The 16684-nt window shown below is 41.7% G+C and carries 13 protein-coding genes; 2 read left to right on the top strand and 11 right to left on the bottom strand.

All coding sequences use genetic code 11. The features are described from left to right. Positions 1–21 precede the first annotated feature (21 nt). The 8 genes from DW173_RS14790 to DW173_RS14755 form a co-directional block, all read right to left on the bottom strand. Positions 22–816, bottom strand: coding sequence for an FAD:protein FMN transferase (locus DW173_RS14790; protein ID WP_087317367.1), 795 nt, complete (start codon positions 814–816; stop codon positions 22–24). 167 nt (positions 817–983) lie between these two features. After that, complete coding sequence (locus DW173_RS14785; protein ID WP_004302557.1) at positions 984–2333, bottom strand: DUF1080 domain-containing protein; 1350 nt, start codon at positions 2331–2333, stop codon at positions 984–986. 65 nt (positions 2334–2398) lie between these two features. Continuing rightward, positions 2399–3817 (bottom strand): Gfo/Idh/MocA family oxidoreductase, encoded by a 1419-nt coding sequence (locus DW173_RS14780; protein ID WP_004323915.1) that lies wholly within the window; start codon positions 3815–3817, stop codon positions 2399–2401. Positions 3818–3877: 60 nt separating this feature from the next. Further along, positions 3878–4123 (bottom strand): hypothetical protein, encoded by a 246-nt coding sequence (locus DW173_RS24160; protein ID WP_008016134.1) that lies wholly within the window; start codon positions 4121–4123, stop codon positions 3878–3880. Further along, positions 4120–5415 carry a Gfo/Idh/MocA family oxidoreductase gene (locus tag DW173_RS14770; protein WP_004302560.1) on the bottom strand — a complete coding sequence of 432 codons (1296 nt, stop codon included), beginning with the start codon at positions 5413–5415 and terminating at the stop codon, positions 4120–4122. The genes DW173_RS24160 and DW173_RS14770 overlap by 4 nt, the downstream gene beginning before the upstream one ends. 39 nt (positions 5416–5454) lie before the next feature. Beyond that, positions 5455–6462: a family 43 glycosylhydrolase gene (locus DW173_RS14765; protein WP_120144653.1), complete on the bottom strand. Its 1008-nt coding sequence runs from the start codon at positions 6460–6462 to the stop codon at positions 5455–5457. A gap of 56 nt (positions 6463–6518) precedes the next feature. Further along, positions 6519–10535, bottom strand: coding sequence for a two-component regulator propeller domain-containing protein (locus DW173_RS14760; RefSeq protein WP_120144652.1), 4017 nt, complete (start codon positions 10533–10535; stop codon positions 6519–6521). Positions 10536–10634: 99 nt separating this feature from the next. Beyond that, positions 10635–12695: an acetate--CoA ligase family protein gene (locus DW173_RS14755; protein ID WP_120144651.1), complete on the bottom strand. Its 2061-nt coding sequence runs from the start codon at positions 12693–12695 to the stop codon at positions 10635–10637. 48 nt (positions 12696–12743) lie between these two features. Here DW173_RS14755 and DW173_RS23845 point away from each other — a divergent pair, with 48 nt between their 5' ends. Then, positions 12744–12911 (top strand): hypothetical protein, encoded by a 168-nt coding sequence (locus DW173_RS23845; RefSeq protein ID WP_158593287.1) that lies wholly within the window; start codon positions 12744–12746, stop codon positions 12909–12911. Positions 12912–12945: 34 nt separating this feature from the next. Then, entirely contained in the window at positions 12946–13503 is a 558-nt protein-coding gene (locus DW173_RS14745; RefSeq protein WP_147402054.1) for a hypothetical protein, read from the top strand. Between the two features lie 163 nt (positions 13504–13666). Here the strand turns inward: DW173_RS14745 and DW173_RS14740 are convergent, their stop codons facing one another. From DW173_RS14740 to DW173_RS14730, 3 genes are all read right to left on the bottom strand, one after another. Beyond that, positions 13667–14137, bottom strand: a complete 471-nt coding sequence (locus DW173_RS14740) for a hypothetical protein (protein WP_233562181.1) — start codon at positions 14135–14137, stop codon at positions 13667–13669. Between the two features lie 287 nt (positions 14138–14424). Next, positions 14425–14994: a hypothetical protein gene (locus DW173_RS14735; RefSeq protein ID WP_004314603.1), complete on the bottom strand. Its 570-nt coding sequence runs from the start codon at positions 14992–14994 to the stop codon at positions 14425–14427. Further along, positions 14954–16684 (bottom strand): RHS repeat-associated core domain-containing protein (locus DW173_RS14730; protein WP_147402053.1); only part of this gene is annotated, 1731 nt, incomplete at its 5' end. The genes DW173_RS14735 and DW173_RS14730, both read right to left, overlap by 41 nt.

Here is a 16684-nt window from a genome sequence, read left to right as displayed (position 1 = left end):
CAGCACGGTGAGTATATATATTCAGCATGGTGGATATATATATACACGACATTGTGCATATATACCCATCAAAGCTTTAGTTTGTTCGCTGTCAGCAGCAAACAAAGCGGTAGACAATATTTCTCCTATTGCCCCATTAGTTGTAACTACAGATATCTGTCGAGCACCTTCCACCAATTTTCCATTTCGAGGAGAAACAATATGCCGACGTTCAGGAGAGTCATTACCAGAGGTTGTAAGACACTCATTATGAAGAAGTATATTATTGACTTTCCATCCCGTTCCTACCGGATGATTACCTAAAGCAAGGACGGAACTGTTTCCCATATTTATCAATGCATTTTCTATCACACACTCATTCAATATGCTTTTAATTGTTTCCAAAGCATACCCTTTGAGGAAACCGGATAAGTTGACAGCAACTCCCAGTCGTGAAAAATAGATACTATGATCTTCAGCTGATAAATGGACCGATTGTATCGTGTTCTGATTGTAATTTTCTGAATGGACTGTAATATCAAAACACCCCAGAGTCTTCCCATTATATTCCAGACATAAATCAATCATTGAATAGAGTTCTTCGCTAAGAACGACCGGAGAAACAAAAGCTGTCCGGTTGACATAAGCCAATTCACTGGCCGGATTATAAAAGTTCGCCATCTTTTCCAATCGGCACAATGCATCATAAATATAATTGACCACAAACAACAATTCTCCTTCCGTTTTCTTGCTATACAGGATAATATCCACCCGTGTATGCATGGAAAGAAACCAGGCATAAAGCAGTCCACTGCCTTCATGGGACAGCTTATACATATGTTGAATAGGGACTTGCATCGTATAGCAGGACAAATTAGGCACGGATTACCCAAATTACACGATTGCTATTTCATTAGAACAACCGTGAAATTCGCGCAATCCGTGCCTGAATAAAAAGTCATAAAGAATTTTGACGTATCTCCCACAATAATATGGAATACGCCTTACTTCAGTTCTTTAATTTTCACGTTCTTGAACCATACTTCGTCTCCGTGATCCTGAAGAAGTATATTTCCTTCCTCCGGATTTCCGAAATTAGGCCAGTTTTTATATTTACTGTATGCTACCAATGCATTCCACATATCATTGTTACGATCATATTCAATCAATTTAACTCCGTTCAACCAATGTTCTACATGGTTACCTTTTACGATAATGGTAGCAGTATTAAACTCTTTCTTGTTGAAAGGTTTATTCTTCGGAGCCGGAATCAAATCATACAACGACCCTAGCTTTCTGTTACCTTTCACACCCAGTTTTGCATCAGGATGTTTGTCATCATCAAGAATCTGGAATTCACAACCGATAGCAGAGCCTGCACCTTTATTCATATCCGGGTTTACGAAATATTTAATTCCGCTATTGGCACCTTCAGTAATCTTAAAATCTACTTTCAGAATAAAGTTCTTGTATTTACGGGTAGTCACAATATCACCGCCATTAGCAGATTCAGCGCCACCACTCTTCATTACTTTCAGAATTCCATCTTCTATCTTCCAGCCTTTTGCAGGGAAAGTAGAAAGCTTAGCTCCTCTCCATCCATCAGTAGTCTTACCATCCCATAATAGAGTCCATCCTTCTTTTGCTTCATTCGGAGAAATCGTGTTGGCAATCAGATTCACTTCCGGTGCAGCTTGCGCTTCCGGTGTCTGATAGCGTTCTACGTCTGTCGTACAAATGCGGATATCTTTCCAACTAACAGTTTTACCTTCATCTGCCGCATTTCCAATGGCATGCACTTGCAAAGCAATGAAGCCCACAGGAGTCATATCATCCCAGATATTAGCACAAGGTACTCCGTTTATCCAAGTACGGATTGAGTTACCCACAGCCTCAATACGAGCTTTATTCCATGCATTATTCTTAAAAGCGGTTTTTGCCGACGGATTCAGCGTCAAAGGATAAAGCCAGTTTCTACGTGCCTCATCATAGATACCACCTGACCAAGCGCGTTTGGAAGGATCGATCTCAAACTGATAACCGTGTACACGACCCTTCTTATAATCTTTCTTGCTTTCACTACGAAGCTGTACTCCGGAATTTAAACCGTCATCTACCTTGAAGTCAAACTCAAGGATAAAATCACCATAATTCTTTGTCGTTGCCAAAAAAGTATTGGGTGTTCCCATTTTAGATACACCGACAATGGCACCATCTACAATTTTATACTCGGCTTTGCCATTCAATTTCTTCCATCCTTTCAGGTTTTTCCCATTGAAAAGAGGTTCCCAATTCTGCGCACCTAAAGAAGCGGCACAGAATAAAAGTAAAGTTAATACGATATTCTTCTTCATAATCATTTATTAGTCTTTCCCACTCCCTTATATTCGAAGAAGGAATGGAAAAGGCTATTTTCTATTTATAATTTATAAAATTCATCCCAACCTTTACGCGGTGGAAGTCCCGCCAGCATTGCATTAGCAAATTCATTATTTGTAATCTGCTTCGTACGAGGATCAAAGAACAACTGTGTATTAAGTCGTTGAGCCATCACACCCAGTGAGAATACCTGACTCAACACTCCATTGATTTCGAACGGCGAGCGTGTCTTTTCAATACCGTTACATGCCAACAAGAAGTTCTCGAAGTGATTGGAAGGACTTTTAGGAACCTTTGGCAACTTGTCTGCCATCTCTTTTGCTTTCTCCTCCGGAATTATAGACAAAGTGCTTCCATGACTACCACCCTTGAAGATCAAATCCTTAGTATAAATGATCTTTCCTGGATTCAACTTAGATTTCGGAGTATCTCCCTGATTAGTTACCGGGATGTTCGGATCTAGTCCCGAAACTCCATAACCGGCAGGAATAGGAGGAAGATTATCCAAACCATCATACCAGGTAATATCTACCGGTGGCATTCCTTTACGCTGCGGGAAACGGAAGAGAATCGTGGAAGAATACGGGAAGAAGTAATCATTATGCCCTTTTGCATATTGCATAGTGACTTCGTATGGCAATCCCAGTTCCAGGAATTCGTGAGCCGTGTCGAGGATATGTGCTCCCCAGTCGCCCAATGCTCCCATACCAAAATCATACCAACAACGCCATTGTCCCAAATGATAATCTTTATTATACTCGTGATAAGGAGTAACTCCGAGCCAAGTGTCCCAATCCAGATCTTTCGGCAGTTGCTGACCGGAAGGAAGTTTATAAATATTAGTGTCCCATTTATGCCAACGACGTGGGTTATTCATGTGGGCAGTGATAGCAGTAACGTCTTTGATAATTCCCGCATCCATCCAGGCTTTAAACTGGAAATAGTTTGCTTCAGAATGTCCCTGATTTCCTACTTGAGTAACCAAGTTCGGACGTTTAAGCGCAGCTTGCATCAACAGTTCCGCTTCATAGAAGGTACGTGCCAGCGGTTTCTCTACATATACGTGCTTTCCGGATGCCAAAGCCAGCATACTGATCGGGAAATGCGAATGGTCGGGAGTAGCAATTGCTACAGCATCAAATTCGTTACCGGCCTTATCAAACATTTGGCGAAAATCCCTAAACTGCTTTGCTTTCGGATATTTAGCCATTATCTTTTGTGTATGTTTGGCACCCATATCTACATCACATAAAGCCACCACTTCCACCATACCTGTCCGTGCAAAGTCTTCAATAATCTGCTCTCCACGGTTACCAATGCCGATATAAGCAATCTTCACTTTGTCACCTCTTCCTTTTTTAGGTGAAGCAGTTTGCGCATGTAATAAATCACCGGTTCCCAATGCCAATCCGGCTGAAGCCATCGACATCGTTTTCAAAAAATCCCTTCGTGTTACCATAAATTATTTATTTTCATTGATATTGATTAAGTTCTTCTTTAAAATTATGCAAGAAAACTATCAACTCCTGCTTTTCTTTTTAAACAGTGCTTGCATTCCATAAAACAAGAGACGCAAAATCCCCCAGAAAGCATAAAGCACAAAAGTAAATATAATTATATAAAAAATAGACGTTATCATCTCCGTAAATGGTGCATGATAAGCAATAATTGCATAAAGATGTAGCAAATTAGATACTACGAAACAAACGAGTAAAGTGATTAACTCTATTTTCTTACGTCGTGCGGTTACAATCGTGTCTTTCATATTGCTTCGGGTGTTTTTACAGATTGATGGTTCAGATAGTCTATTTTATACTCATCAGGGAAATAGAGCGTCCGTTCTTCTTCCAATGCCTGATGACCCAGCAAACAGAGCATACTTGCATAATATCCTTCTTCCGCTATGTTTTTAGGTTGTTTTTGTGTTATGACGGCTTCAACGAAAGCTTCCAACAACAATGACGTACCGTCGCTCTTGGGACGTTCTCCGATAATAAATTCTCCTTTGTTTTCGTTTGCAGTTTCCGGCGCCCAGCTTGTTCCGGCAAAAGGCAGAGAATCAAACACCTTGTTTTCCCAGTCATTCACCATTTGCAGGAAGGCCGGTGCAGGAGCTACACTTTCAAAGTAATATTTTCCCTTTTCCGGTTCTACCGTTCCAAGATTACCCATGATCTGTTCTTCCAGTCCATAGAATTTATTGGAAATAACAGAGTCAAATGTCATCTTTACCCCATCATCAAACACATATACACAGCTCACATTGTCATACACATCTCTGCCGTCTTTCCAATAAGTGATGGCACCGTGTCCCATCACCTTTTCGGGTATCTTACGCAAAGCCCAGCTTCCGATCTGAAGTTGATGGCAAGCGAGTTCCGTCATCAGTCCTTTTGAGAACTCTTTGTAAAGACGCCAATTTATCAGGCGTTCCAAATTGGGTGAAGGAACCGAACGTCTCCAATCCCCATTCCGATTCCAGAAAGTACGGATGGCATTTATTTCACCAAAGGTACCTGCATGAATCATCTCCATTGCTTTAATGTAACGAGGATCGAACAGACGCTGTTGTCCTGTGAAGAAAATCTTTCCCGTGCTACGATGCTTCTGATACATACGGTAACACTCTTCCATCGTGAAACCTATTGACTTTTCACAGAACACATGCTTTCCTGCGTCGAAAGCATCCAATACGATCTTACAATGCGAGCTAAGAGGAGTAGCTACGAGTATAGCATCTATCGACTTATCTTCCAACACTTCCCGGTAGTCACCATACACTTTGGCATTAGGTGCAAGTTTCAATGCGTTCTCAATAGACGGTTTATAAATGTCGCACAATGCTACAATATCGACTTTGGGGTTCTTAGCTAAAAATCCCATTAAAAACCGTCCCCGGGAACCAGGCCCGATAATTGCCAGACGACACTTCTCGTTTGAGGTGTTCATCACCTCCGAAAAAGCAGAAAGCCAAGGGCTTGCTGCAAGAAGAGTGCCAGCCCCGGCTATGCCTAAATTCTTTAGAAAATCCCGCCTGCTAATAGGGGTATGTTTCATGCTTGTGGTATTTAAGATTATAATTGGTTTATTTGAAAATCAGTTATTAAATACAGGTGCTTTTTGTGTTTCGTAAGAAGGAGATCCTCCCTCTACGTAAGGCCAACCTTCTTGGTCCCACTTGATCTGGTCCAACAACAGAATACGTCCATTCTCCGGAGTTGATCTTGAAAATCCATGATACAGAAGCCAGTCTTGTCCGGCATCATCCTGGATAATCTGCGAACCGTGCCCATTGCCTACAAAATGATCATTCGCACCTATCACCAAAGAATAACCATTCTTCAACATCGGTTTACCGGTCTTGTCTTTGTACGGGCCCCATACTTTCTTGGAACGTCCCACTACGACTTTATATGTGCTTTTCACTCCTCTGCAACAACTTCCTATGGAGGCAAACATATAATAATAATCGTCGTGCTTATGGATATAAACAGCTTCAAAAGCAGTTCCCGCTATTCTCTTTTTTTTCGCTCCCGGCATGATCGACAGCCCATCCGCAGTCAGTTCAATAACATATATTCCCCGGAAGCTGCCCCATACCAAATAGTTTCTCCCCTCATACTGCAGAAGACTGGGATCGATCGAGTTCTGTACACCAATCTCATTGCTACGAAACATCTTACCATGATCCGTAAAAGGCCCCTGCGGAGAGTCGGCCGTAGCCACCCCAATGCCGCACGTTTGTTCTCCTCCCCACACTGACATTGCATAATAAAGCACATATTTACCGTTAATATAATTAATGTCAGGTGCCCAAATTCCAGCTTTAGGTTCAAACCTGGGACGAGTTTTATTCGTGAATGCAGTGTTGCAATACGTCCATTCCACCAAATCTTTCGACTTCATGATCGGAACGTTTCTGGTAGATTCGGTAGCATACACATAAAAATAACCATCTGCAGCTTTAATCACCGTAGGGTCGGGCATGGCAATATCTACAACCGGATTCTTATAACTCACCGCAGACTTTGTCTGTGCTCTCCCCTGCGAAAGACAAGCACCTATCATGAATACGAAAACGAACAAATTTACATACTTTTTCATCAAATCATTTCTTTAAAAGCTCCTTTTTACCTTATCTTTATAGCTATAAATTAATATTAACTTACAAAATCTTTGGGTAACACTCCAAATTGCTTCTGGAAACACTTGGCAAAATAAGACGGAGAATTAAACCCTACCATATAGCAAATCTCATTTACCCGGTTTTCTCCCTCTTTCAATAATTGAGCAGCTCTCTTTAAACGCTCCAGACGAAGATATTCATTCGGACTCAAATCCAAGACGCCCTTTATCTTCCGATAGAAATTGGAACGGCTCATATTCAGGCTATCCGCCATATCATCCATGCTAAATTCCGGATTACTATAATTCACTTGGATAACCTCATTCAACTTCTTTATAAAATCTTCGTCAGCTTTTGTCAACGCCATCGTATTGGCAGCCACAAAAGGAGACTGTGCAAAAGCCTTACGTAGTTTCTCTCTATTCTGAATAAGGCTGGAAGCACAAGCCTGCAAATATTCCACAGAGAAAGGTTTCTCCAGATATGCGTCTGCTCCCAATTCCATTCCCTCTATCTTAGACTGGATATTCGTCTTCGCAGTCAACAGTATAACGGGAATATGACTATAATTCAAATCTGACTTTATTCTCTTACATAGTTCAAAACCATCCATCACAGGCATCACAACGTCACTAACCACTAGATTCACATAATTACCATCCAACACTTGTAACGCTTCCTCCCCGTTAGTAGCAGTCAATACAGCATATTCTTTCGATAGCTGACGCACTACAAAGGCAAGCATATCCGGATTATCTTCCACAACCAGCACTGTAGGACGGTTATCTTTCTTTTCCGCCTCTCCAGCAGGAATTTCGCTCATCTTGTCTATTTCTGCTTCCGGTTCCGGTGTTAAAGTGATTGTCATATCCTGAACTATCGGCAAAGTCAGACAGAAGGTATTATTTTCTTCCCCTTCTCCCATAGCCAGGGTTCCTTGATGCAGTTCTGCCAATGAACGGGAAAGAGCTAAGCCGATTCCTGTTCCAGTAGTCACTTTTCCGTCTTCTTTTTCATTAAAACGAACGAAAGGTTTGAAAATTTCCTCTTTCATCTCATTAGGAATAATTACTCCATCATTCTCTGTACGAATAAGGAATGAATTATTATCATCCGCTTCCGACACCTCCAAAAATATATGTACGTAGCTTTCAGCATACTTCACCCCATTGTTCAACAGATTACTGATAATCTTCGTAAACGCCTCCCGGTTCACATGTGCATAAAAATCCTTTTCAGGCACTTGCAAGGTGAATTCCAAACCTTTCTGTTTGGCAAGGGAAGTGAAACGCACATGAGTCTCTTTCAGTACCTCCGTTACATTGCATTTCGCAAAATTCAAGCGGAATCCCTGACTTTCCGTTTTACGGAAGTCAAGTAACTGGTTAGTCAGATTCAACAATCGTTCCGTATTCTGCTTCATTACATTCAGGTCTTCCCGCGTTTCCGCATCGACCTGTTTCTTCAATATAATGTTTTCCAACGGACCTTTAATCAATGTTAGCGGTGTACGTATCTCATGGGCCACATTCGTAAAGAAATCAATCTTTGCATGGTAAACTTCACGTTCCTTCTCCTGCTCGAATTTCTCCATCTGTCGTCGATGTTTGCTATTACTGCGTCTCTTGAAATACACAACAATTTGTAAAGAACAACCGATAATCAGCAAAGCATACGCACAATACGCCCATATAGAAAGATAGAAAGGAGGAAGAATATGTACTTCCAATACCACTTCATCGTCACTCCATACTCCATCACTATTGGCAACTTTCACCCGGAAGGTATAATCACCATATCGAAGATTGGAGTAGGTAACAATAGGGCTTTCACCAACTGTCAACCAGTCTGTATCAAAGCCTTCCAACTTATACATAATCCGACTTGTCTTAGGAGCCTGAAAATCCAGCGCGGCTACACGGAAAGAGAAAGAATTCTGATTAGACTGGAGAACAAGCTGGTCAGAGAAAGTGATACTCTTTTCCAACGGAGAGCCCGGTTCACCAGCATATACTTCCTTTCCAAACAGAAAGAAATCAGTAATTACAATAGACGGGAGAAACTTGTTCTCGGAGAAATTCTTGGGATTAAAGGCTATAAAACCATCGATGCTACCCAAATAAATCGTACCATCCTCAGTTTCAAAGCTTGAACGATAATTAAACTGGTCGCCCAACAAGCCATTGGAGGTGGTATATACCTTCATCATTCCGGTAGTAGGTTGAAAGCAGACCAAACCGTTATTAGTTGTCAACCACAAAAATCCTTCTTTGTCCTCCACAATCTGGTATACAACATCGTTCGGCAGTCCGGCCGACAAATTATAATTGGCAAATGTCTCCGTATCCGGCTGAAAACGACAAAAACCTCCTCCTTGAGTAGTCAACCAGATTTGTCGGTGAGAGTCTTCAAAGATACTTAATACCTTATCATACGGGAGACTCTTCGGGTTATTTTCATCGTGCAAATAATTCTTCCATTTCTTTTCACTCACATTGTAGCAATAGGCTCCATTAGCATAAGTTGCCAACCATAGATTTCCTCCGGAGTCCTCCTTTATGTCATACACAAACCGACCGTTCAGTTCCGGTATCCGGTCGAAATCATCAGACTGTTTATTATATCGGAGCAAGCCGAATAAAGTTCCCAGGTAAATATCACCGGTCGTTGTGCAGCAAATAGAGAAAACACTATTATCTATCAATGAACGGGGAGAATCCGTTTTCTGATAGGTTTTCACGATAGCTCCCGTACGCGTATCTACTACTTTCACTCCTTTTGAAAAGGTTCCTACCCAAAGATGATCTCCAATTAAACATAAACCATGCACATTGGTAAAAGCACTACTGGGCGTAAAGAAGGAGAATGTTTTGGTCTTGGGGTTGAAACGGTTCAGACCACCGTCCTCCGTACCAATCCACAGAATACCTTGATTATCCTGACAGAACTCACGTACTCGTTTCCCACGCAAACCATTATCAGTCCCTTTGGGATAATATTTCTCGAAATACGTATAAAAACGAGGATAGTAATTCACACCGCCAAAATAAGAGCCAATCCAGATACCACCCTCGCGATCCTTACACAATGAATAAATAGCATTGTCGGATAAAGAATAAGGGTCGTTGATCGAACTGCGCAAATGAACATACTTACCCATTCGGAGATTATAAATATAAAGTCCCGATTCTGCGCCAATCCACAATTCGTTGTCAGAAGCTACCAGCAGTTCACGACAAAAAACAGACTCTCCACTTTCATCTTTAGAGAGTAAATCATGCAGTTTGTTAGAGGTCAGGTTCAGCTCTTTCACTCCTCCTTTTAAAGAGCCTATATATAGACAATTATATGCTCCTTTCACCAGACCTATCACGACATCATTCTCATAAGTTTTTTGATCGTCTACAGGTGATACATAAGGATGAAGGGTTTGCAGACGGTCTTTCGAATAGAAAAGTCCATCACCATAGCAGCCAATCCAAAGGGTCCCGCTATTATCGAAAACAAAAGACTGGACATTGGTGGAGATAAAAGAAAAGTTCTTCAATGTGTGGTTCTGAAGTATTCCTTCCTCCAGATCATAACAAAATAGCCCCTGCGACTCTACCGCTACCCAGACACATCCTTTGTTGTCTCCGGAGATTGCAGTTACGGTATGCTCTATTTTCGTGTTTTCTGCGCTCAATTCAGCAAAATGCCGGAAAGAATCTTTTTCCGGATTATAGATATAAAGTCCTACATCCGTACCTACCCAGATATTTCCTTTTGCATCCTCATAAAGAGCTGTGATAAAATTATTACCAATGCTCCGCCGTGTGCGGTCATCGTGTTTGAATTTGCGGAATGACAAACCGTCATATCTATTCAAACCATCTTTCGTGCCGAACCACATAAAGCCCTGCTTATCCTGCAAAATCGCATTGACCGTATTTTGAGATAATCCGTTCTGTACGCTAAGATTTTTGAAATAATAATGTTCGTCCGCCATTTGTGCATGGCAGCCAATCTGATAGCCGATTAAACAGATTAAAAATATGAGAACTTTCTTCATAAATATACGTATTTTCTATCCTTCCGTTTGAGTTACCAAATGTAGGCAAAATCACAGCGGAAAGATAGTAAATATGTCTCAATGAATGAAAGAATAGTCCTATTTTTCTATTCTGATACGCGCGTCAACTGCCACAACGGCCTTTTGTGTTGCTAAGAGCGGATTTATATCCATTTCTTTGATCTCTGTAGCGAAACGTAGTAAAGTGGACAAACGGACAATAATTTCAGCAAATTTATCTTCGTTGACTCCCTTTTGCCCACGTGTTCCCTGAATGATTTTATAAGCACGCAAAGAATGAATCATTGAATAAGCTTCTTCGTAAGAAAGCGGAGCCAAACCGGAAGATACATCTTTCAGCACCTCCACAAAAATACCTCCCAAACCACAAAGTACCACGTGACCGAACTTCTCTTCATATTTTGCGCCAACAAACAGTTCCGTACCTTTCAGCATCGGCTGTACCATAATTGCTCTTGCATCAGGTATCTGCATCATACGATCGAATTCCAGTGCCAGATGTTGCTCACTTTTAATGTTCAGAACGACACCACCGACATCTGATTTGTGCACAGGACCAACAACCTTAGCAACTACCGGAAATCCGCACCGACGGGCAAAAGCTACTATCTCCTCTTTATTATCGGAAACAAATTCATCTACCAACGGAATACCGGCAGCATGCAACAATGCCTGTACATAATTGGGAGCGATATAACCATCCTCCGGAATCGAATCAATAATACGACGAATCCTCGGAACGTCCACTCCGAACAATTCTATTTCAGGAACTGCCGGTTTAGGAGCATTGACGATACGTGAAAGAGCAGTACCCAGGGTCACTTCGTCTGCAAAATTCACATGCCCTTTTGCCAGGAAGGCGGAAACCTCTGCTCCGGCTGTATTAATGGAAGGAAGAATGGGAAAAATCGGTTTCTTGCAAGTCTGCATCTTTTCGTGAAGCACATCATACATTTCAAACATAGTAACCAATCCCGGAGTTCCGAAGATGGCCATCATGGCGTCTATATTGTCAAGCTTTTCCTCGCAGTAGTCAATGCAAAGGCGCAGATGTTCAGGTGTTCCGGTAGCCAGAATATCAATAGGATTTCCGACGGCAGCACCGGGGAATAGTTGGGCTTTTAGTTCCTCGGCTACTTCTCCCTCCAGCTTAGGTACATTCAATCCGCCTTTACTCAACGCATCTGTCAACATCACTCCCGGCCCTCCGGCATGAGTGATAATGGCAAAATTCTTTCCTTTCAATTCGGGTAAAGTAAACACGCAACCTACAGTAGTCAATTCTTCACGAGAGAAGCAACGCACAATCCCTGCTTTACGGAACAACGCCTCCACCGCCGAATCAGAACTGGCAATTGCACCTGTATGGGAAGATGCCGCCCGGCTTCCGCTCTCCGAACTTCCGGCTTTGATTGCCGCAATCTTACATCCTTTTCTAATCAAAGACGAAGCATGGAATAACAACCTGTCCGGATTCTGAATACTTTCAATATAGAGTAGTTTCAGATGAGAATCTTTTTCGGGATCGAAGTTCTCATCCATAAATTGCAATACATCTTCCACGCCGATCTGCTTGGCATTTCCCACCGACCAGACTGAATTGAACTGCAAACCTTTTGTTACGGCACTTTCGAGAATAAACACCGCCGTAGCACCAGAGCTGGAAATCAAGTCCACCCCTTTCGAATTTAAATTAGGGATCGGCTGGCTGAATACACTATGATGCCATGTATTCATCAATCCAATGCAATTAGGACCAATCAGTGAAGCCCCGTATTTATTGACAGTTTCCAAAATACGTTCTTCCAACAGCGCCCCTTCGTGGGTTTCTTCACCAAAACCAGCCGAGAGTATGATAAATGCCCTGGTTTGTTTCTTGCTAGCCAATGTTTCCACCATATCAGGACACATCGAAGCAGGCACAGCCAACACCGCCAGATCTGTGTCCGGCAGATCATTCACATCCGCAAAGGCGGGAACTCCCTGCACTTCCTTTTCCTTCGGATTCACCGCCCGAAGTTCTCCCTGATAACCTCCGTTTATCAAATTCTTTAATATTGCGCCACCCGGCTTATGCACATTATTCGATGCCCCTACTACGACAATGCTTTCAGGACGAAGCAACTGGGTTGTTATCATATCATGCTTTGGTTTTCGTTTAACTTAGGTACAAATATATTCTTTCTTATGAGAAAAAAGAAAGAAAAAGAGGAGAATTGTATGCGGAAACAGACTATCAAAGTGAAAAGAGCAGAAGATCTGGTGAACTATACTTACTTTTTGAGAAACGAAGTAATTATCTTATCATTTACTTCAACTATATTCTGCCCGATGTACAATGAAGAAAAACAATAATGTAGTATATTTGCACACTTACAAACCAACATATATGAAGAAAAACTTACGACTTATCATAGCAATCATATTATCGGGAAGTTGTTTTATATCTTTCTTTACTCAGTGTACCGGTGCATCCAAACAACAGAGTCCAGTAGTACAAGTAAGCATTGAAAAGAATAAGGCGGATACAACGCAGACCGAAATCAAAGAAAACGACAACATTGACGAAGACGCAGGAACTACACACCCTACCGAACGTACATTCATTGATAAAACTACTTCAGAAGACGGAATCGTCATTAGTCACTATACAGAAGACGAAGGTTATACAAATATCTTCGAATATACATGTCCTAATATGGACATGCAACAAGTCTATAACCAGAAAGTGCGCAACATTGAGAAACTTCTACGGAAAAAACTGCCCGAAAACAACTCACATTATAAAATTGAAACTGACAGCGTCGGGCTGTTAGAAGTGACTTATACATACAAAACCAAGAATCATCTGAGAATCGAACTGTTTTATGGAGGAGGTGTTACCTATGTTGAAATGATTCGTCAAGGAAAGGATGTGAAGGTGGTGGAACAGCATTGTGCTGATTAAAAAGGTATTCCATGTCTTGAATAAATGGGTCGTCTAACACAAACATCATTTTTATATTCCACCAACAACAATTATCACAACAGATACAAGTTCAATTACTCAAAGCCTGGATAATAGAAATTATACTTACCAGTCTTTATTCGGTCTAGTATATCATAAAGACTCATAACCATACCAATCTCTGCTCCACGATTTTTTTCCTCGCAATTCGCGTCAGGTCGTCAATCAAGCCGTAGGATGAAGCGCCTGTGCGTCCGTTACGACGGAGTGAAGTGAGGTTACTCTGCCTGTTATACGTGTAGGAGGTGTCATAGTTTGCGCTGGGAGATCCGTTCCACAAATACCCCGCAGCGGTCAACCGTGACATTTCGTCGTAGCTGAAGCGGTATCCATGCACTCCTGTATCGCCTGCGGCTTTCCAACTCATGGCGGATACGTTTCCGTTATAGCAAGCTCTGCTTCCGCCGTATGAGTCGTTGTAATGCAAGGTCTGGTTAAACAGCGTATCGGTAGTCAGTGTCTTCATCCATGAGCGGACATTATAGGTATAGTCTGTTGTAAGAGCAGAGTTGCCATGGCGTTTACTGCTCTTGATTCGACCCAAGTCATCATAGGTGTTTTCAACGAGAGTCACTTCCTCATTCGTATTCAGCTTATGCTTTGTCGTTAAAAGACGTCCTGCGTGGTCATACTCGTACGTACATACTTCCGTTTGTGTGCTCTTTCCTGTGGCGATATGGACATGTTGCCGCTTCAGGGGTTCTCCCGTAAAGCTGTAAGCTACGTATTCTTCCTATCCCGTTGGAATATTTAAATCTGGTTGTCTTCATAAAACAAAAACCCTGATATATATTGTTTTTTTAATCAATATATATCAGGGTAAGGCACAAAGTTTATAACTTACACCCGAACAAAACCTTTTTACTCGTCAGGCAAATAGTTGTTCCTTTCTTCCGGATGATCTTTAAGATAGTCTTTTATAACTTCAGGCAACCATTGGTACGGGGTAAGAGCATCATATAATTCTTCCTGAATGAACTTCTGAAGCTCTTCATGATCGCCTTTCATCAAGACATCATTTAGTAGAACTCGCCGACCATAGTTTCCAATGCAAACTTTTATATCAGGCCTCTTTTCACCATTGATTGGCTTTAGTCTCACTAGCGAACTCACTCTCAGATCATAATTTGATTTAGGGTTAATCGGTTTTGAACGATTAATTACAGATACAAAACGTTCGATAATTCTTCTATCACGCATAATCGTATCATGACTCTCTTGCATAAATACAACATCTTCACAATTTTCGAGAGCATGATTCGTATCTATATCTCCAACGAACCAAAAGTGGACATACTCCACCTCGTTGCTGTCAATCAAGAATTGATTGGTTTTACATGATGTCATAAAAAACAGCAACAAAAACAATAGCCCGCAATAACAATGTTTCTTATGGTTCCGAAGTCCATACAGGTTTCTTTCTTTTCTCATATTCCTTTGTTTTTTGTATATCAATTACATTTGAAGTAACTCCTTTTGTTACTACAGTTCTTCCTTTGTGATTTCTCCTTGTCATTTGTCCCGGACGCGTTTCTCCATTAGCTCGTGCAGTTCTCTGTTCAGGGCCGGTTATCACCCTTCTTTCTTCTTTAGAATCGTATTGCGAATCGTTGCCTCGTACCCTGTTTACTTCATACTCTTGAGCATTTGTTTTATGTTCTAAAGCATGGGCTGCTTCATGGTCGAAATCAGTAGCGGGAGAAGTTACTGTTCCATTTTCATTTTGCAATCCCCAGTCACTTTTCCAATAGATACATCCGGCTCCACGGGCGGCATATGGATTATACGTAACTTCCAATGGAGTTTCCATTACATTCACTTTTATATCAGCATTCTCCACAATTTTCACTGTGGAAGCTCCGCCACCATTACCTACTTTAACACCATTCGCTTTATTATATTGGTACGCTGTAATAACAGACTGTACAAAAGGGTTGGGATGGGCTACATTACCACCACTATATGAATATGATACAGTCTGTCCACTATCATTCTTATACCAGATAACAACGGTCTGTCCACTTGGATCAATATATTTTATAGGATTACTCATGCAATAACTATAGGGACTCCAATTATAGTATTTTTCTGCCATCGGATCCACCGCATTCCACCTTCCAATCGCTACATCATACTGTCTTGCCCCATAATCGTACCAATTCAATCCATTCTTTGTATCAAGCTCTTTACCATTATACTTATAAGGCTGAATACTATTATCTGCTGAAGCAAACGTGCCTCCGAACGGATAGTAATGGTTTACCTCTTCCTTTTGCCCCGTCTGATCTACAACTACGCGATTGTTTCCCTGATGATCCTGCAAGTAGTAGTGATACTTCTTATCGGACAACGTAACATGTCCGGCATCAGTGAGCAACAATTTCTGTACACCATTTTCATAGATCACATTTCCGCAATAATCCGTTGTACTGGTAGTGTTGCCTATCGTGTGCACAGTGCGCAGCTTCGTGCCGTTCACTGCATACGTATAAGTAATGGTACTGCCGTCCTTGAACGTGACTTTACTTGGCGAATTTAAACAATTATATTGAATATCAATAATATTCTTGTTTAAATCTTTGGTCATGTTGCCATTCTTGTCATAGGTGTATTCATTGTCCTGCTTCACAGCATCCTTGAATTCGAACCCGTTGTTATAAGCCGACGCTGTAGCGGCATCATCTACACGTGTCAGCCAGTTGCCATCCAGGGTGAGCGTCAGGTCGTCAATCAAGCCATAGGATGAAGCACCTGTGCGTCCGTTACGACGGAGTGAAGTGAGGTTACTCTGCCTGTTATACGTGTAGGAGGTGTCATAGTTTGCGCTGGGAGATCCGTTCCACAAATACCCCGCAGCAGTCAACCGTGACATTCCGTCGTAGCTGAAGCGGTATCCATGCACTCCTGTGTCGCCTGCGGCTTTCCAGCTCATGCCGGATATGTTGCCGTTGTAGCAAGCTCTGCTTCCGCCGTATGAGTCGTTGTAATGCAAGGTCTGGTTGAACAGCGTATCGGTAGTCAGTGTCTTCATCCATGAGCGGACATTATAAGTATAGTCTGTTGCAAGGGCAGAGTTGCCATGGCGTTTACTGCTCTTGATTCGACCCAAGTCATCATAGGT

Source organism: Bacteroides sp. AM16-13, from assembly GCF_003602705.1.
Taxonomy (GTDB): domain Bacteria; phylum Bacteroidota; class Bacteroidia; order Bacteroidales; family Bacteroidaceae; genus Bacteroides; species Bacteroides xylanisolvens.
This window is presented reverse-complemented; position numbering and strand designations above follow the sequence as displayed.

What these genes read in the sequence shown, in the direction of transcription:
- DW173_RS14790 (WP_087317367.1), bottom strand. Translation starts at nt 816, where the DNA reads ATGTATAAGCTGTCCCATGAAGGCAGTGGACTGCTTTATGCCTGGTTT.
- DW173_RS14785 (WP_004302557.1), bottom strand. Translation starts at nt 2,333, where the DNA reads ATGAAGAAGAATATCGTATTAACTTTACTTTTATTCTGTGCCGCTTCT.
- DW173_RS14780 (WP_004323915.1), bottom strand. Translation starts at nt 3,817, where the DNA reads ATGGTAACACGAAGGGATTTTTTGAAAACGATGTCGATGGCTTCAGCC.
- DW173_RS24160 (WP_008016134.1), bottom strand. Translation starts at nt 4,123, where the DNA reads ATGAAAGACACGATTGTAACCGCACGACGTAAGAAAATAGAGTTAATC.
- DW173_RS14770 (WP_004302560.1), bottom strand. Translation starts at nt 5,415, where the DNA reads ATGAAACATACCCCTATTAGCAGGCGGGATTTTCTAAAGAATTTAGGC.
- DW173_RS14765 (WP_120144653.1), bottom strand. Translation starts at nt 6,462, where the DNA reads ATGAAAAAGTATGTAAATTTGTTCGTTTTCGTATTCATGATAGGTGCT.
- DW173_RS14760 (WP_120144652.1), bottom strand. Translation starts at nt 10,535, where the DNA reads ATGAAGAAAGTTCTCATATTTTTAATCTGTTTAATCGGCTATCAGATT.
- DW173_RS14755 (WP_120144651.1), bottom strand. Translation starts at nt 12,695, where the DNA reads ATGATAACAACCCAGTTGCTTCGTCCTGAAAGCATTGTCGTAGTAGGG.
- DW173_RS23845 (WP_158593287.1), top strand. Translation starts at nt 12,744, where the DNA reads ATGAGAAAAAAGAAAGAAAAAGAGGAGAATTGTATGCGGAAACAGACT.
- DW173_RS14745 (WP_147402054.1), top strand. Translation starts at nt 12,946, where the DNA reads ATGAAGAAAAACTTACGACTTATCATAGCAATCATATTATCGGGAAGT.
- DW173_RS14735 (WP_004314603.1), bottom strand. Translation starts at nt 14,994, where the DNA reads ATGAGAAAAGAAAGAAACCTGTATGGACTTCGGAACCATAAGAAACAT.